Annotated in this window: 16 protein-coding genes and 1 pseudogene; 7 read left to right on the forward strand and 10 right to left on the reverse strand. The window is 66.3% G+C overall.

Annotated elements, in window-relative coordinates:
• The first annotated feature begins 13 nt into the window (after positions 1-13).
• From rfbA to rfbD, 3 genes are read left to right on the forward strand one after another with little or no spacing between them, the layout of a single operon-like run.
• The gene (rfbA, locus tag ACZLIB_RS02850) at positions 14-901 is read left to right on the forward strand and encodes a glucose-1-phosphate thymidylyltransferase RfbA (RefSeq protein WP_032127987.1); all 888 of its coding nucleotides are present in this window, start codon (positions 14-16) and stop codon (positions 899-901) included.
• Positions 898-1,455 carry a dTDP-4-dehydrorhamnose 3,5-epimerase gene (rfbC, locus tag ACZLIB_RS02855; protein WP_279912364.1) on the forward strand — a complete coding sequence of 186 codons (558 nt, stop codon included), beginning with the start codon at positions 898-900 and terminating at the stop codon, positions 1,453-1,455. The genes rfbA and rfbC overlap by 4 nt, the downstream gene beginning before the upstream one ends.
• Positions 1,452-2,345, forward strand: a complete 894-nt coding sequence (gene rfbD / locus ACZLIB_RS02860; protein WP_478469121.1) for a dTDP-4-dehydrorhamnose reductase — start codon at positions 1,452-1,454, stop codon at positions 2,343-2,345. Before rfbC ends, rfbD begins: the two co-directional genes overlap by 4 nt.
• 75 nt (positions 2,346-2,420) lie before the next feature.
• Here the strand turns inward: rfbD and ACZLIB_RS02865 are convergent, their stop codons facing one another.
• The 3 genes from ACZLIB_RS02865 to ACZLIB_RS02875 all read right to left on the reverse strand — a co-directional run bounded on the left by ACZLIB_RS02865 (position 2,421) and on the right by ACZLIB_RS02875 (position 8,597).
• Entirely contained in the window at positions 2,421-3,824 is a 1,404-nt protein-coding gene (locus ACZLIB_RS02865) for a mannose-1-phosphate guanylyltransferase/mannose-6-phosphate isomerase (protein ID WP_032127990.1), read from the reverse strand.
• A 12-nt stretch (positions 3,825-3,836) separates the two neighbouring features.
• Complete coding sequence (locus ACZLIB_RS02870) at positions 3,837-5,183, reverse strand: phosphohexomutase domain-containing protein (RefSeq protein WP_049398412.1); 1,347 nt, start codon at positions 5,181-5,183, stop codon at positions 3,837-3,839.
• A 96-nt stretch (positions 5,184-5,279) separates the two neighbouring features.
• Positions 5,280-8,597, reverse strand: a complete 3,318-nt coding sequence (locus tag ACZLIB_RS02875; RefSeq protein ID WP_478469122.1) for a DEAD/DEAH box helicase — start codon at positions 8,595-8,597, stop codon at positions 5,280-5,282.
• A 160-nt stretch (positions 8,598-8,757) separates the two neighbouring features.
• Between ACZLIB_RS02875 and ACZLIB_RS02880 the strand changes: the two genes are divergently transcribed.
• Positions 8,758-9,489: a CoA transferase subunit A gene (locus ACZLIB_RS02880; RefSeq protein ID WP_012509993.1), complete on the forward strand. Its 732-nt coding sequence runs from the start codon at positions 8,758-8,760 to the stop codon at positions 9,487-9,489.
• Position 9,490: 1 nt separating this feature from the next.
• A complete protein-coding gene (locus ACZLIB_RS02885) occupies positions 9,491-10,120 on the forward strand; it encodes a CoA transferase subunit B (RefSeq protein ID WP_478469123.1) in 630 nt (209 codons plus the stop codon).
• A 633-nt stretch (positions 10,121-10,753) separates the two neighbouring features.
• Here the strand turns inward: ACZLIB_RS02885 and ACZLIB_RS02890 are convergent.
• Positions 10,754-12,043, reverse strand: a pseudogene (locus ACZLIB_RS02890) (glycoside hydrolase family 99-like domain-containing protein); the annotation flags it as partial.
• 118 nt (positions 12,044-12,161) lie between these two features.
• Here ACZLIB_RS02890 and ACZLIB_RS02895 point away from each other — a divergent pair.
• Positions 12,162-12,749 (forward strand): alpha-ketoglutarate-dependent dioxygenase AlkB family protein, encoded by a 588-nt coding sequence (locus ACZLIB_RS02895; RefSeq protein ID WP_478469124.1) that lies wholly within the window; start codon positions 12,162-12,164, stop codon positions 12,747-12,749.
• A gap of 4 nt (positions 12,750-12,753) precedes the next feature.
• Here the strand turns inward: ACZLIB_RS02895 and ACZLIB_RS02900 are convergent, their stop codons facing one another.
• From ACZLIB_RS02900 to ACZLIB_RS02915, 4 genes are read right to left on the reverse strand one after another with little or no spacing between them, the layout of a single operon-like run.
• Positions 12,754-13,395, reverse strand: coding sequence for an ABC-type transport auxiliary lipoprotein family protein (locus ACZLIB_RS02900; RefSeq protein ID WP_049398417.1), 642 nt, complete (start codon positions 13,393-13,395; stop codon positions 12,754-12,756).
• Entirely contained in the window at positions 13,392-14,318 is a 927-nt protein-coding gene (locus ACZLIB_RS02905) for an MlaD family protein (protein WP_014035909.1), read from the reverse strand. The genes ACZLIB_RS02900 and ACZLIB_RS02905 overlap by 4 nt, the downstream gene beginning before the upstream one ends.
• A 3-nt stretch (positions 14,319-14,321) precedes the next feature.
• Entirely contained in the window at positions 14,322-15,149 is an 828-nt protein-coding gene (locus ACZLIB_RS02910) for an ABC transporter ATP-binding protein (RefSeq protein WP_049398418.1), read from the reverse strand.
• 1 nt (position 15,150) lies between these two features.
• On the reverse strand, positions 15,151-16,272 hold the full coding sequence (locus ACZLIB_RS02915) for an ABC transporter permease (RefSeq protein WP_049424924.1): 1,122 nt from the start codon (positions 16,270-16,272) through the stop codon (positions 15,151-15,153).
• A 92-nt stretch (positions 16,273-16,364) separates the two neighbouring features.
• Between ACZLIB_RS02915 and ACZLIB_RS02920 the strand changes: the two genes are divergently transcribed.
• Positions 16,365-17,624 (forward strand): threonine/serine exporter family protein, encoded by a 1,260-nt coding sequence (locus ACZLIB_RS02920; protein ID WP_049398420.1) that lies wholly within the window; start codon positions 16,365-16,367, stop codon positions 17,622-17,624.
• Between the two features lie 115 nt (positions 17,625-17,739).
• On the opposite strand, the gene ACZLIB_RS02925 is transcribed toward ACZLIB_RS02920, so the two are convergent.
• Both ACZLIB_RS02925 and ACZLIB_RS02930 read right to left on the reverse strand, forming a co-directional pair.
• The gene (locus ACZLIB_RS02925) at positions 17,740-18,123 is read right to left on the reverse strand and encodes an H-NS histone family protein (RefSeq protein ID WP_005415203.1); all 384 of its coding nucleotides are present in this window, start codon (positions 18,121-18,123) and stop codon (positions 17,740-17,742) included.
• A gap of 223 nt (positions 18,124-18,346) precedes the next feature.
• Positions 18,347-20,050 carry a proline--tRNA ligase gene (locus ACZLIB_RS02930; RefSeq protein ID WP_478469126.1) on the reverse strand — a complete coding sequence of 568 codons (1,704 nt, stop codon included), beginning with the start codon at positions 20,048-20,050 and terminating at the stop codon, positions 18,347-18,349.
• Positions 20,051-20,081: the final 31 nt, after the last annotated feature.

Here is a 20,081-nt window from a genome sequence, read left to right on the forward strand (position 1 = left end):
CCCAGGAGACACCATGACCCAGCGCAAGGGCATCATCCTCGCCGGTGGTTCCGGCACCCGCCTTTATCCGATCACCAAGGGCGTCAGCAAGCAGCTGCTGCCGGTGTACGACAAGCCGATGATCTACTACCCGCTCAGCGTGCTGATGCTGGCGGGCATCCGTGAAGTGCTGATCATCAACACCCCACACGAGCAGGCGTTGTTCCAGCAGTTGCTGGGCGATGGTTCGCAGTGGGGCATGGATATCCAGTACGCCGTGCAGCCGAGCCCGGATGGGCTGGCCCAGGCTTACCTGATCGGCCGCGACTTCGTCGCCGGCAAGCCGAGCTGCCTGGTGCTGGGCGACAACATCTTCCACGGCCACGGCCTGCGCGAAGTGCTCAAGCGCGCCGACGAGCGCGTGGACGGCTCGACCGTGTTCGGCTACTGGGTGAACGACCCGGAGCGTTATGGCGTCGCAGAGTTCGACACGAGCGGCAAGGTCATCGATCTGGTCGAGAAGCCGGAGAATCCCCGTTCGAACTACGCAGTCACCGGCCTGTACTTCTACGATGGCAAGGCCAGTGACTACGCTTCCGAGCTGAAGCCGTCGCCGCGCGGCGAGCTGGAGATCACCGATCTCAACAAGCGTTACCTGGAAGAAGGCAATCTGCACCTGGAGGCACTCGGCCGTGGCTATGCCTGGCTCGATACCGGCACCCACCAGTCGCTGCTGGAAGCTTCCAACTTCATCGAGACCATCCAGACCCGCCAGGGGCTGCAGGTCTGTTGCCCTGAAGAAATCGCTTTCGGCAAGGGTTGGATAAGCGCCGAACAGTTGCAGGCGCTGGCCGCGCCGTTGATCAAGAATGGCTATGGTCAGTACTTGAACAAGCTTGCTGAACGAGGCGTAGTGCCGTGAAGATCGTTGAGACTTCGCTGGCAGGATGCCGGGTGATCGAACCGGCAGTGTTCGGCGACTCGCGCGGATTCTTCTTTGAGACCTGGAATGCCGAACGCTTCCAGGACCAAGGCCTGCCGGGCAGTTTCGTGCAGAGCAACGTATCCTCGTCCGTCCGCGGTGTGCTGCGCGGTTTGCACTACCAATGGCCACGCCCGCAGGGCAAGCTGGTCAGCGTGCTGGAGGGCGAGGTCTATGACGTGGCCGTGGACATCCGTCGTGGCTCGCCGACCTTCGGCCAGTGGGAAGCGGTGGTGCTGAGTGCGGAAAACAGGAAGCAGTTCTGGATTCCGGAAGGCTTCGCGCATGGGTTTGCCGTGCTGTCCGAACGTGCGCTGTTCAGCTACCTGTGCACCGATGTCTACGTCAAGGAAGCGGATGCGGGTATTCGCTGGAACGATGCTGATATCGCAGTGGACTGGCCGATCAGTGCGCCGACCCTGTCGGCCAAGGACGAGACCGCTCCGTTCCTGAAGGACATTGCCGAAGACCGCCTGCCGGTCTACATCCCGTGACGGTGCTGGTGTTCGGCGGCAATGGCCAGGTCGGCCAGGAGCTGCTGCGCGCGCTGGCGCCGCAGGGCAAGGTGGTCGCAACTACCCGCAGCGGGCAACTGCCCGACGGAAGTGCCTGCGAAACCGCCGATTTCGGCCAGCGCGACAGCCTGCCGGCATTGCTGGATCGCCTGCAGCCATCGGTGGTGGTCAACGCGGCCGCCTACACGGCGGTCGATCGCGCCGAGCAGGATGCCGAGGCTGCCTTCGCCGCCAATGCGCAGGCGCCGGGCGTGATCGCGCGCTGGTGTGCGGCGCACGGCGTGCCCTTCGTGCATTACTCCACCGACTACGTGTTCGATGGCCAGGGCAGCGCGCCCTACCGCGAGGACGAGCCGACCGCGCCATTGGGTGTGTATGGCGCCAGCAAGCGTGATGGCGAAGAGGCCGTGCGCGCTGCCGGTGGCCGCCATCTGATCTTCCGCACGGCGTGGGTGTACGCCTCGCATGGTGCCAATTTCCTGCGCACGATGCTGCGGGTGGGTGCCGAGCGCGACCAGTTGCGTGTGGTAGCCGATCAGATCGGCACGCCGACACCGGCTGCGCTGGTCGCTGATGTCACCGCGCAGGCACTGCAGCATCCGGGGCAGCTGTCCGGCATCTGGCATCTGACGGCCAGCGGTCAGACCAGCTGGCACGGGTTCGCCGAGGCGATCTTCGCCGAAGCGCTGGCGACCGGCGTGTTGGCGAAGGTGCCGACCGTCGAGGCGATTCCCAGTTCCGAGTACCCGACCCCGGCCAAGCGCCCGGCCTGGTCGGTGCTGGACAACCGCAAGCTGCAGCAGGATTTCGGCATCGTGCTGCCGACCTGGCAGGACGGGCTGAAGCGGGTGATGGCGGAGATTGCCTGACCCGGTAGGCGACGTGCCGACCGACGGTCGGCACCCACCCCGACCAACGGTCGGCACCCGCCGCAGGGCGTCGGATCAACTACGCCCGTACGTGTCCTCGAAACGCACGATGTCGTCCTCACCGAGGTAACTGCCGGACTGCACCTCGATCAGCTCCAGCGGCAGCTTGCCCGGGTTGCGCAGGCGATGGGTCACGCCCAGCGGGATGTACGTGCTCTGGTTCTCGCTGAGCAGGATCACCTCGTCGCCGCGGGTCACCTCGGCGGTGCCGCTGACCACGATCCAGTGCTCGGCGCGATGGTGATGCATCTGCAGGCTGAGCGTACCGCCGGGCTTGACGGTGATGCGCTTGACCTGGAAGCGCTCGCCGTTGTCGATCGAATCGTAGGCGCCCCACGGGCGGTAGACCTTGCGATGCCAGGTGGCCTCGCTGCGACCGTCGGCCTTCAGCTGCGCCACCACGGTCTTGACCTCCTGCATGCGGTCGGCCTTGCCGACCAGCACCGCGTCGTCGGTCTCGACCACGATCACGTCATCCAGGCCGACCAGTGCCACCAGGCGCTGTGCATAGGCATAGGTGTTGCGGCAGTCGATCGCGATCACGTCACCCTGGTGCGCATTGCCATCGCCATCCTGATGCGAGACATCGCGCAGTGCGGTCCACGAACCGACGTCGTTCCAGCCGGCGTCCAACGGAATCACCACGGCGTCTTCGGTTTTTTCCATCACGGCATAGTCGATGGAATCGGAGGGAACGGTGGCGAACGCCTCCTTGTCGAGGCGGGTGAAATCCGAATCGCGACGGGCCTGCTGCCAGGCCTGGCGGCTGCTGGCCAGCATGTCGGGCTGGAAGCGCTCCAGTTCCTGCAGGTAGCGCGAGGCCTTGAACAGGAACATGCCGCTGTTCCAGTAGTACTGGCCGCTGGCCACATAGCCGGTGGCGGTGTCCAGGTCGGGCTTTTCGACAAAGCGCTCGACCGCACGCAGGCCCTGCCCATTGGCGGCCTTGATATAGCCGTAGCCGGTTTCCGGACCGGTCGGCACGATGCCGAAGGTCACCAGCTTGCCGGCCTCGGCAGCGCTGGCTGCAGCCTGCACGACTGCACGGAACGCAGCCTCATCGGTGATTACATGGTCCGAGGGCAGCACCAGCAGCAGCGCATCGGCGCCGTCGCGGGTGGCCTCCAGGGCTGCGACCGCAATCGCCGGCGCCGTATTGCGTCCAACCGGTTCCAGGATGATGGCAGCCGGCTCGGCGCCGACCTGCTGCAGTTGCTCGGCAGCGACGAAGCGGTGCTCTTCGTTGGCGATCACCAACGGGCCGTGGGTGGCGATGGGCGCGACGCGCTGCCAGGTGGCCTGCAGCATCGTCAGTTCGCCTGCCAGCGGCAGGAACTGCTTCGGATACGCCTCGCGCGACAGTGGCCACAGGCGGGTGCCGGAACCACCGGACAGGATGACGGGCTGGATGTTGCTCATGATCTTCCTTGATTACTGCTGGATAAGGCGGGAGATTTCGTCGGTGCGCGCCTGCATCAGCGCTGCGTCGCCGCGGGCTTCAACGTTCAGGCGCAGCAGCGGCTCGGTGTTGGAACTGCGCAGGTTGAAGCGCCAGTCGCCGAAATCGGCGCTGATGCCATCGGTATGGTCCAGCGCGGGCGACCGCGCGGCGAAGTGCTCCATCACGCGGGCCACGGCGGCCTTGGCATCGGCCACCTTGAAGTTGATCTCGCCGCTGCAGGGATAGGCCGCCATGCGGTCTTCGACCCAGTCGGCCAGCGAGCGGCCGCTCTCGGAGATCAGCTGCGCGATCAGCAGCCACGGGATCATGCCGGAGTCGGCATAGGCGAATTCGCGGAAGTAGTGGTGGGCGCTCATCTCGCCGCCGTACACCGCATCTTCGGCGCGCATCTTTTCCTTGATGAAAGCGTGACCGCTCTTGCACAGCACCGGCACGCCGCCTGCCTGTTCAACCATTTCCACGGTGTTCCAGACCAGCCGCGGGTCGTGCACGATCTTGCCACCGGGATTGCGTGCCAGGATGGCCTTGGCCAGCAGGCCGACCAGATAGTAGCCCTCGATGAAGCGGCCGGTATGGTCGAAGAAGAAGCAGCGGTCGAAGTCACCGTCCCAGGCAATGCCGAAGTCGGCGCCGTGTTCGCGCACCGCATTGGCGGTGGCGGCGCGGTTTTCCGGCAGCAGCGGGTTGGGAATGCCGTTGGGGAAGCTGCCATCGGGTTCGTGGCAGATGCGGATGAACTCGAACGGCAGGTGCGGTGCCAGCAGGTCGACGATGGCGCCCGCACCACCGTTGCCGGCATTGACCACCAGCTTCAGCGGCTTGAGCTTGGCGGCGTCGACGTAGCTCAGCAGATGCTGGATATAGGCGCTCTTGTCATGCTGGGCGGTCTGCCCGGCGCGTGGCGGCTGGGCCTCGGACGTATCGACGGCGACCGCATCGGAGATCGCGAACAGGCCGGTATCGGAGCTGATCGGGCGGGCGTTCTCCTTGACCAGCTTCATCCCGTTGTAGTCCATCGGGTTGTGGCTGGCGGTCACCATCACACCGCCGGCTGCGCCGAGGTGATCGGTCTGGAAGTAGACCTCTTCGGTACCGCACAGACCGATGTCGATCACCTCACGACCGGTACCACGCAGGCCTGCGGCCAGTGCATCCTGCAGCGCCGGGCTGGTCAGGCGCACATCGTGGCCGAGGACCACCGGGCCGGGAGCGAGCTGCGCAGCCAGGGCGACGCCGATGCGGCGCGCCAGGTCTTCGTTCAGTTCTTCCGGCACGCGGCCGCGGATATCGTAGGCCTTGAAGGCGGGCAGGGGCATCGATCAGATCCTTTGTGAGCTCAGCCCTCAATTGTAGTCCCAGTCCCGTTTGGGAATCGTTTCCATCGGAGAACGCCACCTGACTGGCGCCACGGATCAGGCCTGCGGCGATCGTCGGCCTGGCCGGCGGGTGCGCTTGGCCGGCAGGCCCGGCAACGGCGCCAGCAGCGCCTGGACGTCTTCCTCACTGAAGCGTGGACCCGTGCTGCCGCCGCCTTCCAGAATCGATTCCGCCAGAAGGGCCTTGCGTTCCTGCAGCTCGGCAATCCGTTCTTCGATGCTGCCTGCGGCGATCAGCCGGTAGACGAACACCGGCTGCTGCTGGCCGATGCGGTGGGCGCGGTCACTGGCCTGGTTTTCGGCCGCCGGGTTCCACCAGGGATCGAAGTGGATGACGGTGTCTGCAGCAGTCAGGTTCAACCCGACGCCACCGGCCTTCAGGCTGATCAGGAACACGGGTACCTCGCCCTGCATGAAGCGCTGCACCGGTGTGGCCCGGTCCTGGGTATCGCCGGTCAGCGTCACATAGGCCAGCCCGAGCTCCTCCAGCGCCTGCGCGATCAGCGCCAGCATGCCGGTGAACTGCGAGAACACCAGGATCCGCCGGCCTTCCTCGACCATCGACGGCAGCATGTCGCGCAGCAGCTCCAGCTTGGCCGAGCCGGCATTGCGTGCAGGGGCGTCGCCCGGCAGCAGGCGCGGATCGCAGCAGACCTGGCGCAGCTTCAGCAAGGCATCCAGCACCACGATATGGCTGCGCGCCAACCCGCTGCCGCTGATGGCTTCGCGCACCTGCTTTTCCATCGCCGCACGCACGGTTTCATAGAGATCACGCTGGCCACCCTCCATCTCCACCGCGCGGGTGATGAGGGTCTTGGGCGGAAGCTCTGACGCGACCTGATCCTTGCGCCGGCGCAGGATGAAGGGGCGCAGACGCTGCGCCAGCAACGTGGCGCGACGGTGGTCGCTGCCGCGTTCGATCGGATGGCGCCAATGCTGGTTGAACTGTTTCTCGCTGCCGAGCAGGCCGGGCAGCAGGAAATCGAACTGCGTCCACAGTTCGCCCAGATGGTTTTCCAGCGGCGTACCGGTCAGGCACAGGCGATGGCGGGCCTGCAGCGTGCGCAGGGTGACCGCCGCACGCGATTTCGGATTCTTCACCTGCTGGGCCTCGTCGAGGATCAGCAGATGGTAGGCATGTGCCTGCAGCGCTTGCTCGTCGCGCCACAGCAGGGGATACGTGGTCAGTACAAGATCGTGCTCGGGGATCGCCTCGAACAGTGCTTCACGTGCCGGTCCGTGCAGGGTCAGTACGCGCAGGCCCGGGGTGAAGCGTGCCGCTTCGCTCTGCCAGTTGTGCAGCAGCGAGGTCGGCACCACCAGCAGCGCCGGCCGGTCCAGGCGGCCACTTTCCTTCTCGACCAGCAGATGCGCCAGTGTCTGCAGGGTCTTGCCCAGCCCCATGTCGTCGGCCAGCACCCCGCCCAGCCCCTGCTGGCGCAGGTACTGCAGCCACGACAGGCCCTCCAGCTGGTAGGGACGCAGCGTTGCCACCAGCCCCGCTGGTGGCGGCACTTCGCCCAGTGCGGGTGCCTGCATCAGCCGCTGCACCAGCGCCTGGGTGTCCTTGCGGCCCCGGAACTGCAGGCGCGCCGTGTCCTGCAGTGCCTGCAGGCGGCCACGGTCAAGCGCTGACAAGCGCAGCGGCGCGCCACGCTGGGCGAACAGGTCCGCCAACAGGGCCATGATCGGCTTCAGTCGCGCGGCCCGCAGTGCCAGGCGGGTGTTGTCGCCTGCCATCAACAGGACGTTCTCGTCGTCGCCGATGGCGTCCAGCTGGCCACGCATCCAGCGGGGATCGGACTGCAGCACCTGCTGCAGCAGCGGAACCATCGATACGTTGCGGCCTTCCACCTGGATGTCCAGACCCAGGTTGAACCAGCCCGCATCCGTCGGGTCCGCCTGGATGTCCAGGTCGATCTCATCCACCCGGGTGATGCGATGGCGGAAGTCGTCGTCAGCCTCCACCTTCCAGCCCAAGGCTTCCAGGCGCGGCACGTCATCCAGCAGGAACCGTGTCCAGTCATGGGTGCGCAGCTGGAACTGCGGGCCAGCGCCGTCCAATGGCGCCCGCGGGTCCGTGTCGCGATACAGTCCCACCGTGCGCAGCTCGGCCTCGCGCCGTGATTCCTCAGCCAGGTCACGGGGCAGCAGGGCGAGCTGGCCCTCCGGATCGAGTGCGAACAGGCTCGGATCATCCAGGAACCGCACGTGCTCGTCGTACTCGAAGGCCACGGTCGCGATATCGGCCCATTGCGACGGGTCGCGGCGGCCGAGCCACGCCGGCCGGAACTCAATCGTATGCAGGCGCAGCACGGGGATCATCGCGCTGATCTGCAGGGTGGGCAGTGTGTCGCTTGCACCGGGGCGCGGCAGGGCAGGGTCGATCTGTTGCAGCATCTGTGCGACCACCGCTTCTTCGTTGGGTAACAGATTGGGCAGGCTCAGGAAGGCGTCGGCGTCCTCGGCCCTGACATCCAGCAGCAGCGGACCGACTTCGCCGGTGACCGGGTCCAGATAGCACGCACTCCGGCCCAGGACCACGCCTCTGGCGCCGCCCTCCACGCTCAACGTGGGTTCCAGCAGCGTCGCGCCCTGCGTCATGCCAACGGTCCAGCCCAGTTCGCCGCGGCGTGGAGCTCCTGACCGGGCCGGCACGTCGCCGTGCGTACCGCAGGAGACCCAGCCATGGCCGCTGGAGACGATCAACTGCAGGGTGGCCGCGAAGTCGATCCATTCGTCCTTCGTCGCGGGCTGCCGCTGGGTGCGTAGCTGGATCATCACCGCCAGATCAGTCGGCGTGAGATAGGCCGGAGGATCCAGCAGCAGGTCCGCGGTGATATCCATCCACTTGCCCGTGCTGATCGCACCATCGGTCCCGTACTTGACGCGCCGGACCAGCACGGCGGGGTGGTGGTTGTAGGTGGACAGTTCGAAGATGACACCGTTCCGGCGTGGTTGGGCCGGCCGGATCCGCGCGCTCTGCCAACGCGAAAGCTCCGCCAGCAGTTCAGGACGCGGCGGTTGCGTCATGTCCTGTTCGGTCAGGGGGCTCTCGTCGTCCATGGCAAGCGAATCCAGCATGTACGAGACCAGCACCGCCGCCACATGCTTGCAGGTGCGGCCGACGGGGCAGGAACAGGCACTCTGCAGGCGGCTGCGCGCGGTACGCGTACTGGCCGTCAGATCGATCTCCACGTAGTAGGGATGCCTGGCCGAACCCTGTACCTCGGCCGTCAGCAGGCCATCGCGAAGTTGCCGGTTGCGCACGCCACCCAGGCACTGCTCGCTTTTCTGCAGTGTCCATTCGTCGATCCAGCGGAACAGGTCTTCGTCTGTGAAGGTCGGCGTCATCGTAGATCGAGGGGCGCAGGCGCTGAAGCACCCTTCTGCGTGGAATCGCCCATTCTACCCAATGCCCGCCTGGTGCTCCGTCAATGCTGCGGCGCATCCAGGCCCTTCGCCGCCCTCCAGCTAGAATGCGGTCATCCTCAACGTGCAGGGTAGTACAGCAATGCAGCAATCGACTTCCACCGGCAAGCGCGGCAAGCGCTTCGCCAGTGCGGCGGAGGCCCTGCAAGGGGTGGTCGCCGATGGCCAGACGCTGGCCGTGGGCGGCTTCGGCCTGTGTGGCATTCCCGAGGCCCTGATCGCCGCGCTGCGTGACAGTGGCGCCAAGGGCCTGACCGTGATCTCCAACAATGCCGGCGTCGATGGTTTCGGCCTGGGCCAGCTGCTGGAAACCCGGCAGATCAAGAAGATGATTTCGTCCTACGTGGGCGAGAACAAGGAATTCGAGCGCCAGTTCCTGGCTGGCGAGCTGGAGCTGGAATTCAACCCGCAGGGCACCCTGGCCGAGCGCCTGCGTGCCGGCGGCGCGGGCATCCCGGCGTTCTTCACTGCCACGGGCTACGGCACGGTGGTGGCCGAGGGCAAGGAAACCCGCGAGTTCGACGGCAAGCACTACGTGATGGAGACCGCGCTGCGTGCCGATGTCGCGCTGGTCAAGGCGTGGAAGGCCGACGAAGCGGGCAACCTGGTGTTCCGCAAGACCGCGCGTAACTTCAACCCGGCCTGCGCGATGGCCGGCAAGGTCTGCATCGTGGAAGTGGAGGAGGTCGTGCCGGTCGGCGCCATCGATCCGGACCAGGTGCACCTGCCCGGTATCTACGTGCATCGCATCGTGCACAACCCGCATCCTGAAAAGCGTATCGAACAGCGCACCATCCGCGCGGAGGGCAACTGACATGGCGTGGACCCGCGATGAGATGGCGGCACGTGCCGCCCGCGAACTGACCGATGGTGCCTACGTGAACCTGGGCATCGGCCTGCCGACCCTGGTTGCCAACCACATCCCCGAAGGCGTGGACGTGTGGCTGCAGTCGGAAAACGGCCTGCTCGGTATCGGCCCGTTCCCGACCGATGCCGAAGTCGATGCCGACCTGATCAACGCCGGCAAGCAGACCGTGACCGCACGTGCCGGTGCCAGCTACTTCGGCAGCCACGACAGCTTTGCGATGATCCGCGGCGGCCATGTCAACCTGGCCATCCTCGGCGCCATGCAGGTCACCCACAAGGGCGACCTGGCCAACTGGATGGTGCCCGGCAAGATGGTCAAGGGCATGGGCGGCGCGATGGATCTGGTGGCCGGCGTGCAGCGCGTGGTGGTGCTGATGGAGCACACCGCCAAGAACGGCGAGCACAAGATCCTGACCGAATGCACGCTGCCGCTGACCGGTGTGGGCGTGGTCGACCGCATCATCACCGATCTGGCCGTGTTCGACGTGACTGACAAGGGACTGCTGCTGGTGGAAGCCGCGCCGGGTGTCAGCGATGAAGAACTGAAGGAAAAGACGGGCGTCGCGTTCCAGCGCTGAAGTCAACGATGTTGCCGCGCAGCGCCAGCCTCAGGGCTGGCGTTGTGGGCCTGCGACGACGTAGCCTGCGTTGGCAACAAGGTCCGGCAGCAACTGTATGACCGAGTCAAATGCACTGTCGTTGTCCAGCTCAGTGGGATAGCAGTGCGCATCCAGTAGGGATCGCAGCGCCGCTGCCCGCAGCCACATCGTGTCTGCTGCCTGCGGCGTTGGCGCGCGCGTCAGCCCAAGCCGGGCTGCCCAGCGCAGATGACTGCGCGAAACGACGATTGCCTCCCGGGTGGATGTCGCGAGCATGCCCAGCGCAGGTTTCTCGCTGAACTGCTGAAGCGCGGCATCGATAGCGGCCGCCCCGGGTAGCTGCTGTCCAGCTTCGCGGCTTCCGCGCAGATCCAGCCAGCAGGCCAGCAACGATGGATCCGGACCGAAGGTTTCCAGAGTCTGCAGGATGCTGGGCAATACATTGCCAGCATGGCCGATGATATCGACCGCAGCGTCCTGCGGGCGTAGCGCGGTTGGAATGAACACTCGGTAGCTCACCCCCAGTTTGCACGCGGCATCACAAGCGGTGGTGATCAACTCGGGATCATCAATGAGAACCAGCAGGCAAACCTGCAGGGGTGAGGCGAGCGGAGTCGGGGACAGCGCTTGGCGCGTCGCGTCGAGCCAGGCATGCCCAAGCCGTGCATCCGGTTCCAGCACGGCGCCTTCTGCCCATTCGTTCCAGGCGTTGATGAACACCATCCGCTGGGTCGCCGGCGCCGGGGCCAGGCGTTCATGGATCGTGGTATGCAGCCAGTCGCGGTAGCCACGTGGTGAAGCGTGCAGGTAAACGCGGCCGCGACCGGAACGACGTGCTTCGTTGTCCCAACCAGGGTTTACGCCTGGGTATAGCGGATAGTCCGGCAGCGGGCGTGCTGCGATTTCTGCAGCCAGTTCGCGCCAGTCGCGCACATCGCCATTGAAGGCCGGATTGAGCAGCCATTGTTGCGCCGACAGCGAACGCGGATTACTCATGTTCGGCGGGAACTCTACTGCCGCATCGAACCCGATGTCGCGTGGATCTGGGCGCTCGAAGCCCTGCACGTACGCCAGGTGGATCTCGCCGACACCGTTGTCGCGACACCAGCGACGCCAGCGTTCGGCGGTCGCACGGGCGTCTGGCAGCAGGTGCGGGCGATAGACCAGCAGCATCGGCCGGCCCTCGACCTTCAATGCGCGGCGGTCGCGCAGGTAGGGCGCGACATGTGCGATGAAGGCCAGATCGTCCTCGGCGCTGTGCTGCTGGCCGATCAGGATGTCCTCGTCGCGGCCGTCCCAGCGTCGTGCCCAGTTCTCGTTGGCCCAGCACAGGCAGAACGGCAGTTCGATGCTGTCGTCTTCCAGCCATTGGCGCAGCGGATCCTCCATCAGGGTGCGGCCGCTGAACCAGTAGTAGTAGAAGCAGAACGCGCCGATGCCGTACTCAGCTGCGAGGCGTGCCTGGTCCCGCATCACATGAGGGTTGCGCAGGTCATAGAAGCCCAGGTCTGCAGGCAGGCGCGGCTGGATGTGGCCCTCGAACTGCGGCAGGGCGCGGGTCACGTTGCGCCACTCGGTAAAGCCCTTGCCCCACCAGGCGTCGTTCTCTGGGAAGGTGTGGAACTGCGGCAGGTAGAAAGCGACCAGCGTCGCCGGCATGGGCGACGGCAATGCTCCCTCGCGCCAGGGCACGTGGCCGATCGCCGGCTCGTCGGCACGCCGGCGCAGCTGGGCGCTGGCGCGCGTGCCCCCCTCATCCTGCTGTCCCTTGGGCGGCGGCGGCACCCAGTCGCCATGCCGTGCCAACAGCCGGGTGCGCAATCGGTCGCGCTGCGCCTGCGGCAATGGCAAGGCCCGGAACAGGGCGCGCAGCAACGGGAACAGCGACTGGCGCAGGCTCATCGGGCGGGGCCTCGCGACAGGGGGCGGTAGGACGGGATCAGCATCTGGGCAACAGTCATGGCGCCATTTTCGGTGCTGGCGGCCATGACGGCAAACGGCGGCGTGCTAGCGTGTGACCATGCTGCTCCCCCACGACCTGCCCGATGCCGATGTCCAGCACCTGCCGGGCTGGCTGGCCGCGACCGATGCCGACCGGCTCCTGTCCGTGCTGCAGGCCGAAGTCCCCTGGGAAGTTCACCGCATCCGCATGTTCGGCAACTGGGTGGATTCGCCGCGGCTGAGCTGCTGGATCGGCGATCCGCAGGCGCGCTACCGATATTCGGGGGCTGAATTCGTGCCGCATCCCTGGCCACCCGCGTTGCAGGCCATGCGTGATCGCCTGCAGGTGGAGGGCCTCGGCCGCTTCAACAGCGTGCTGCTGAACCGCTATCGCGGCGGCGGTGATTACATGGGCTGGCACAGCGATGACGAGCCGGAGCTGGGGCCGGCCCCGGTGATTGCTTCGCTGAGCCTGGGCGCGGCGCGGCGCTTCCTGCTGCGCCGGCGCGATGACCCGGCGCGGAAGGTCGAGTATCTGCTCGGCCATGGCGATCTGCTGGTGATGGCCGGTCAGACCCAACAGTTCTATCAGCACGCGCTGCCGAAGATGGCACGCGTGCAGGGGGAGCGGATCAACCTGACGTTCCGCTGGATCACGCCGCGCTGATCGATCAGCGCGCGACGGTCGGCTGATCGGCCTGGCCGCTCAGCAGCGTCCAGCCCACCACGTCCTGCGCCAGCTGCTGCAGCCCACGCTCGAACGCGGCGGTCACTGCCGGTACGTCGGTGCTGCCGACCGGCTGCGCCTGGCGGAAGGTGCGGTCAGCCACCACGCGCTGGTCGGCGACGTGGATCAGCTTGGCGTTGACCTCGATCACCACCGTCGGCGTGGCCTGTCCCTGGTAATCCGATTCGAAGCGGCGCACGTCGGTGGACAGCTTGTAGTCGGCGCGGATGCCGGCGGTGCTGCGCGCCACGCCGCGGATGCGGCCGGAATCCTCGAAGCCGCGCAGCAGGGTGTCCTCGATCATGTCGGTGGCCGGCTGGGCCCAGCTGGCGCCCTTGTAGATCTCCAGCTGCGACGGCGTCGGCCGCACGTTGATGCGCGGACTGTCGACCATGCGCGCGGCGCTGGGTTTGGCCAGTACCAGCTGCCAGCTGGCCTGTGGCCACGCCGGGTCCGCCTTGACCTGCACGGACGGCGAGTACAGCGTCACTGCGGTTTTCTCGCTGCTGCCAAGGATGGAGCAGCCGCCCAGCAGGGTGACCATCGAAGCGGCCAGCAGCAGGCGCGGAAGGGTGGTCGGGCTCATTTGGGTTCGAACTCCTTCGGTGCGTCGCGGCCCAGCAGGTAGCGCGCGGGGTTGTTCTCGAGGCGGTCGCTGACCCTGCGCAGGTCGCGGATCAGGCCGCGCAGCTCGGTCAGCGTCGGGCCCAGCTGGCCGAGGCCATCGTTGGCAAAGCTGTTGATCGCGGCGCGGTTCTCGCCAAGGATCGAATCGGCGTTGCCGGCGGCCGAATCAAGCTTGGCCAGGGTGCCGTCGAGCTTGTCGATGATGCCGGGCAGCTGCTGCACCAGGTTCTTGTCCAGGCGCTCGATGGTGCCGTTGGTGGTCTTCAGCGTGGTGTCCAGGCTGCGGGCGGCGTCGCGCGCGCTGAGCAGCAGCGCCTGCGTGCCCTGGTCACGGTCGGCCAGACCACCGCTGATGGTTTCCAGGTTGGCCAGTGTCGCGTTGATCGAAGCCACGTTGCGGTCGCTGAGAATCTGGTCCATGCGCTCGACGATGCGGTTGGCGACGTCGGTGATGTTCTGCAGCGCCGACGGCGTGGTCGGGATGATCGGCGCCGGGTCCTTGTTGACCGTGGTCAGCGCCGGCGACTGCGGCGTGCCACCGCTGAGCTGGATGATCGACGGGCCGGTCAGGCTGGTGATCGCCAGCTTGGCGCGGGTATCGGTCTTGACCGGCGTGTTGGAGTTCAGGCGGATGCGCGCGACCACCTGGCGCGGGTCGTCCGGTACCAGGTTCAGTTCGGTGATCGAGCCCACCGCGATGCCGTTGTACTGCACCGGGCTGCCCACCGACAGCCCGGTCACCGCTTCGCGGAACACCACGCGGTATTCCTGCCAGGTGCGGTCGGAAGAGTACTTGGCCGCCCACAGGCCGAAGGCCAGCAGGGCCAGGCCGGTGATCAGGGTGAACGCGCCGATCAGCACGTAGTTGGCTTTGGTTTCCATGGCTCAGGCACTCTCGATCTGTTCGCCACGCGCGGCACGCGCGCGGGGTCCGTGGAAGTATTCCTGGATCCACGGATGATCCAGTTTCTCGATGTCAGGCAAGGGCGCGTTGGCCACCACCCTGCGGTCGGCGATCACCGCGACCCGGTCGCAGATCGCGTACAGCGTGTCCAGGTCGTGGGTGATCAGGAACACGGTCAGTCCCAGCGCTTCCTGCAGGGTCTTGATCAGGCGGTCAAATGCAGCCGCACCGATCGGGTCGAGGCCTGCGGTCGGTTCGTCCAGGAACAGCAGCGGCGGATCCAGCGCCAGCGCTCGGGCCAGGCCGGCGCGCTTGCGCATGCCACCGGACAACTGCGAGGGCAGCTTGTTGATCGCATCGGCGGGCAGGCCGGCCAGCTTCACTTTCAGCAGCGCCAGTTCGTAGTGCCAGCGCTCGGGCAATTCGCGGTGGTGTTCCTTCAAGGGCACCTGCACGTTCTCGCCCACGGTCAGCGAGGAGAACAGGGCGCCGTCCTGGAACAGCACGCCGGTGTTGCGCTCGATGTGCAGGCGGCTCTCGGCATCGTCGGCACGCGCGTCGCGGCCGAGCACTTCGATCTGCCCGGCATCGGGCACGCGCAGGCCGAGGATCGAACGCATCAGCACCGATTTGCCGGTACCCGAACCACCCACCACGCCCAGGATCTCGCCGCGGCGTACATCCAGGTCCAGGTCCTCATGCACGGTCTGGCTGCCGAAGCGGTTGACCAGCCCGCGCACGCGGATGGCCAGCTCGTGGCCGTTGTCGTCCTGCATGGGAACTTCTTCGGGCGTCGCATGCGTGCTCATGTCACCAGTCCATGTGCATGAACCACAACGCCGCGAAGGCGTCGATGATGATCACCAGCGAGATGGTCTGCACCACGCTGGAGGTGGTGCGTTCGCCGACCGACTGCGCCGTGCCTTCGACCTTCAGTCCTTCCAGGCAGCCGATCAGGCCGATCACCAGCGCGAACACCGGCGCCTTCGACAGGCCGACCAGCATGTGCCGCACTTCCATCGTCTCGTGCATGCGCGCGATGTACATCTGCGGCGGAATATCCAGGTCGAACGCACCCACCGTGATGCCGCCGGCCAGACCGGCGACCATGGCGATGAAGGTCAGCAGGGGCAGGGTGACCAGCAGCGCCAGCAGCCGTGGCAGCACCAGCAGGTCGATCGGGTCCAGGCCCAGAGTGCGCATCGCATCGATTTCCTCGCGCGCTTTCATCGCACCGATCTGCGCGGTGAAGGCGCTGGCGGTGCGGCCGGCCAGCACGATCGCGGTCAGCAGTACCGCGAATTCGCGCAGGAAGGCAATGTTGACCAGTTCGACCACATAGATCTCGGCGCCGAAGTCGCGCAGGATGGTCGAGCCGAGGAAAGCGATCACCGCGCCAACCAGGTAGGACAGCAGTGCCACCAGCGGTACCGCATCCAGCCCGACCTGCTCCATCTGGTGCACGGTGGCGGTCAGGCGGAAACGGCGGGGTTCCTTGACCAGGCGCGCGGCCTTGACCAGGTTCTCGCCGAGGAAGCTGCACAGCGCTTTGATGTTGTGGCCGGTTGCATGGACGCTGACACCCAGCCGCTCCAGTGCCGCCAGCACGCCGAAGTCGCGCTTGGGCCTGGGCCGGTCGTCGGCCACTTCCTCGATGGTGCACACCAGCGCCTGGTGGTCCGGGCGGAACTTCAGTGCGTCCTCACCGAGGTCGGCGCGATGGGCCACGCGCAGCACCTGCAGCACGCCGGCCGAATCCATCTTCTCGATGGCGGTGGCATCGATGCCGGTCAGCGTGTCGGGAACGCCGCGCAGGACTTCGGCCGCGGCCAGCGCGGTCTTCAAGGTCCAGGTGCCGGACAGGCGGATCACGCCCGGGTCATGGGCATCCTGTTCGAGCTGGGGGGCGTGGTTCGGGGTCACTTGGGCCATTCGGGTCGCAGCATAACCGTTCTGTATTGGGCATCGCGTCGAACTCGGATGAATTTCTCCGGTAAGGCCCAGCCTAGGTAATACTACGGCGCATGTCCGCAGACGCTCACACGATCCCCACGCCCCAGGCCACCTACGCGCAGCGCGTGGCCTTCGTTTCCGAGATCGCCGGACGCCTGCACAGCTACGGCACAACGGCCCAGCGCCTGGAAACGGCAGTGGTGGCACTGGCCCGCCAGCTCGATCTGGATTGTGAACCGTGGTCGAATCCCACCGGTATCATCCTCAGCTTCAGCGACCCTGCGCAGGCGATCGGCTCCAGTGACATCACCCGCGTGATCCGCCTGGCCCCCGGCGAGAACGACCTGCACAAGCTCAGCGTGGCCGACCATATCGCCGAGGAAGTGGCCAACGGGCGGATGAGCATCGCCCAGGGCCACACCGCGCTGCGCCAGCTGGACAAGGATCCGGGCCGGCGCGGCAAGCTGCGCACCATCCTTTCGTTCACCCTCGGCGCGGCCGGCGTGGCCGGCATGTGGAAGCTGCCGTGGCTGGACATTGCCACCGCCGGTGTCATCGGCCTGATGATCGGCCTGCTCGGCATGGTCACCGACCGTCGCCCGGCCACCCGCGAAGCGGCCGAGGCGCTGGCGGCGCTGCTGGCCGGCCTGGTCGCCACCCTGGTGGCGTCCTTCATCGGCGCGCTCAACCTCAACACGGTGATCATCGCCTCGCTGGTGGTGCTGCTGCCCGGCATGTCGCTGACCAATGCGGTCAATGAACTGGCGAGCCAGCACTGGGTGTCGGGTACCGCGCGCTTTGCCGGCGCGCTGACCACCATCATGAAGCTCAGCGTCGGCGCGATGATCGCGGTGACCCTGGCCGACGTGCTCGGGCTCGATCCGGTGATCCGCGCCACGCGGCCGCAGGGGCCGTGGGTGGAGTGGGGTTCACTGCTGACCGCAGCGTTTGCCTTCGCGATGCTGTTCAAGGCCAACCGCCGCGATTATCCGTGGGTGATCGCGGCCTCGGTGGCTGGTTATGCGATCTCCAAGTTCGGTGGCCACGCCTGGGGCGCGCCGGCTGGCATCTTCCTGTCGGCGATGCTGCTGACCGCCGGTGGCAATCTGTTCGGCCGCCTCGTCGGCCGCCCGGGCGCAATCATCCGCCTGCCCGGCATCATCATGATGGTGCCCGGCAGCACCAGCCTGCGCGGCGTGCTGACCCTGGTCCAGCAGCAGGACGTGGGCGCCGGCCAGAGCGTGTTCCTCACCGTGCTCAACGTGGTGATGGCGCTGGTCGCTGGCCTGCTGTTCGGCAACCTGCTGATGCCGGCCCGCAAAACCCTGTAATCGCCCTCTGGGCTGCTTCCTGTGGGTGTGGACCGTTGGTCCACACCCCTTTCCTTTCCGGGCAATGAAAAACGCCGGCTTTCGCCGGCGTTTTTCATTGCATCCCGATCCGGCCTCAGGCCTTCTTGATCAGGAAATCTTCCGGCTTCTTGTTGCCCTTGGCGGTCAGCTCGGCCATCCAGCGCGGCTGCTTGCCACGGCCGGTCCAGGTTTCCTTCGGATTGGCCGGGTTGCGGTACTTCGGCGCAACCTTGCCCAGCTTGCGGCCAGCGGTCTTCGACGGTGCCTTGGCAACCTTGGCCACCTTGCGCGCGCGCGGGGCCGGGGCGTCGCCGAACAGTTCCTCGATGGTGTAACCCTCGGTCTTGGCCAGCTTGGTCAGCTGTGCCCGGACCTTGGTGATCGGCCGGCGCTTGGCGACGATGGTCTGCTGTTTCTTGGCGGTGCGGATCAGGGCGCCCAGCTCGCGTGCCGACAGGCCGGTCAGGTCAATGCTCATTTACGGTTACTCCGGAAACTAATAAGTGGACGGGACGAGCCAGTCCCTGGCGTCGCGGGACAGAATAAAGATGAATTAATCCCAGCACAAATGCAGAGCGGTCATGGCCTGGCAGCATCCCGGCTGCATTGCGTCGATTTTGACCGGATTATGTCCGCTGCAATATTGCTCAAATGGGCGTCAGGCAAAAAAAAGACCGGGGCATGCCCCGGTCTCTTCCTGATCAACCCTGCAGGCGCTGCAGCAGGGTGGCCTTGTCCAGGCTTTCCGCTTCGCTGGCGCGGCGCGAACGGTACTCGTAGGTGCCGGCGGCCAGGCCACGTTCGCTGACCACCACGCGGTGCGGGATGCCGATCAGTTCCATGTCGGCGAACATCGCGCCCGGGCGCAGGCCACGGTCGTCAAGTACCGCGTCCAGGCCCGCATCGCGCAGCTCCTGCAGCAGGTTGGCCGCGGCGTCGGCCACGGCGGCGTCGCCCTTCGGATTGATCACGCATACCACCACCTGCCACGGCGCCATCGCGTCCGGCCAGATGATGCCGGCATCGTCATGGTTCTGTTCGATCGCGGCAGCCACCACGCGCGAGATACCGATGCCATAGCAGCCCATCGCCATCACCGCGGCCTTGCCGTTCTCGTCCAGAACGGTGGCATCCAGCGCTTCGGCGTACTTGCGGCCGAGCTGGAACACGTGGCCGACTTCGATGCCACGGGCGATCTTCAGTTCACCACCGTCCAGCGCGCGGTCACCGGCACGCACGTTGCGGATGTCGGCCACTTCCGGTTCCGGCAGGTCGCGGCCCCAGTTGACGCCAGCCAGGTGGAAACCGGCTTCGTTGGCGCCGACGACGAAGTCGGACATCGCCGCCACTTCGCGATCGGCCACCACGCGGATGGCCTTCGTCGGGGCGACCGGGCCGAGGAAGCCCGGCACGCTGCCCAGGTACTCGGCGATTTCCGCCTCACTGGCGAAGCGCTGTTCGTCCAGGCCGGCAACCTTGGCCAGCTTGATCTCGTTGACCTCATGGTCGCCGCGTACCAGCAGCAGCACGAACTGCTGTGCCTTGCCTTCGCCGGCGATCAGCGCCACCGATTTCACCGTGCGCTGCAGGTCGATGCCGAGCAGCGCCGCGACATCCTCGCAGGTCTTCTGGGTGGGGGTATCGACCTTGCGCATGGCTTCGCTGGCGGCCGCACGCGGTGCCGGATCGGCAGCGATCGCCGCTTCCATGTTGGCCGCGTAGTCCGAACCGGTGGAGAACACCAGCGCGTCTTCGCCGGAATCGGCGATGACGTGGAACTCCTGCGAGGCATCACCGCCGATCGCGCCGGAGTCGGCCTGCACCATGCGGAAGTCCAGGCCGAGGCGGGTGAAGATGCGGCTGTAGGCCGACTTCATGTTCTCGTACTCGCGTACCAGGCACTCATCGTGCAGGTGGAACGAATAGGCGTCCTTCATCAGGAACTCGCGCGAACGCATCACGCCGAAGCGCGGACGGATCTCGTCGCGGAACTTGGTCTGCACCTGGTAGAAGTTCACCGGCAGCTGCTTGTAGCTGGACAGCTCGCTGCGCGCGAAGTCGCAGGCGGCTTCTTCGGCGGTCGGGCTGTAGCAGAACACCTGGTCCTTGCGGTCCTTGATCTTCAGCAGCTGCGGGCCGAACTTCTGCCAGCGCCCGGTCTGCTCCCACAGTTCCTTCGGCTGGATGGTCGGGATCTGGAATTCCACGGCACCGGCGCGGTCCATTTCCTCGCGCACGATGCGCTCGACCTTGCGCAGCACGCGCAGGCCCAGCGGCGACCAGGTGTACAGGCCCGATGCCAGCTTGCGGATCATGCCCGCGCGCAGCATCAGCCGGTGGCTGGTGAGCTCGGCGTCGCTGGGGGTTTCCTTGGTGGTGTGCAGGTGGAACTGGGAGAGGCGCATCGTCGGCTTCGGATAACGGCAGAGACGCCTA

The organism is Stenotrophomonas sp. 220_Sma, from assembly GCF_056487375.1.

What these genes read in the sequence shown, in the direction of transcription:
- ACZLIB_RS02930 (WP_478469126.1), bottom strand. Translation starts at nt 20,050, where the DNA reads ATGCGCCTCTCCCAGTTCCACCTGCACACCACCAAGGAAACCCCCAGC.
- ACZLIB_RS02900 (WP_049398417.1), bottom strand. Translation starts at nt 13,395, where the DNA reads ATGAGCCCGACCACCCTTCCGCGCCTGCTGCTGGCCGCTTCGATGGTC.
- ACZLIB_RS02915 (WP_049424924.1), bottom strand. Translation starts at nt 16,272, where the DNA reads ATGGCCCAAGTGACCCCGAACCACGCCCCCCAGCTCGAACAGGATGCC.
- ACZLIB_RS02870 (WP_049398412.1), bottom strand. Translation starts at nt 5,183, where the DNA reads ATGCCCCTGCCCGCCTTCAAGGCCTACGATATCCGCGGCCGCGTGCCG.
- ACZLIB_RS02875 (WP_478469122.1), bottom strand. Translation starts at nt 8,597, where the DNA reads ATGACGCCGACCTTCACAGACGAAGACCTGTTCCGCTGGATCGACGAA.
- ACZLIB_RS02905 (WP_014035909.1), bottom strand. Translation starts at nt 14,318, where the DNA reads ATGGAAACCAAAGCCAACTACGTGCTGATCGGCGCGTTCACCCTGATC.
- ACZLIB_RS02885 (WP_478469123.1), top strand. Translation starts at nt 9,491, where the DNA reads ATGGCGTGGACCCGCGATGAGATGGCGGCACGTGCCGCCCGCGAACTG.
- ACZLIB_RS02880 (WP_012509993.1), top strand. Translation starts at nt 8,758, where the DNA reads ATGCAGCAATCGACTTCCACCGGCAAGCGCGGCAAGCGCTTCGCCAGT.
- ACZLIB_RS02920 (WP_049398420.1), top strand. Translation starts at nt 16,365, where the DNA reads ATGTCCGCAGACGCTCACACGATCCCCACGCCCCAGGCCACCTACGCG.
- ACZLIB_RS02910 (WP_049398418.1), bottom strand. Translation starts at nt 15,149, where the DNA reads ATGAGCACGCATGCGACGCCCGAAGAAGTTCCCATGCAGGACGACAAC.
- ACZLIB_RS02895 (WP_478469124.1), top strand. Translation starts at nt 12,162, where the DNA reads ATGCTGCTCCCCCACGACCTGCCCGATGCCGATGTCCAGCACCTGCCG.
- rfbA (WP_032127987.1), top strand. Translation starts at nt 14, where the DNA reads ATGACCCAGCGCAAGGGCATCATCCTCGCCGGTGGTTCCGGCACCCGC.
- ACZLIB_RS02925 (WP_005415203.1), bottom strand. Translation starts at nt 18,123, where the DNA reads ATGAGCATTGACCTGACCGGCCTGTCGGCACGCGAGCTGGGCGCCCTG.
- ACZLIB_RS02865 (WP_032127990.1), bottom strand. Translation starts at nt 3,824, where the DNA reads ATGAGCAACATCCAGCCCGTCATCCTGTCCGGTGGTTCCGGCACCCGC.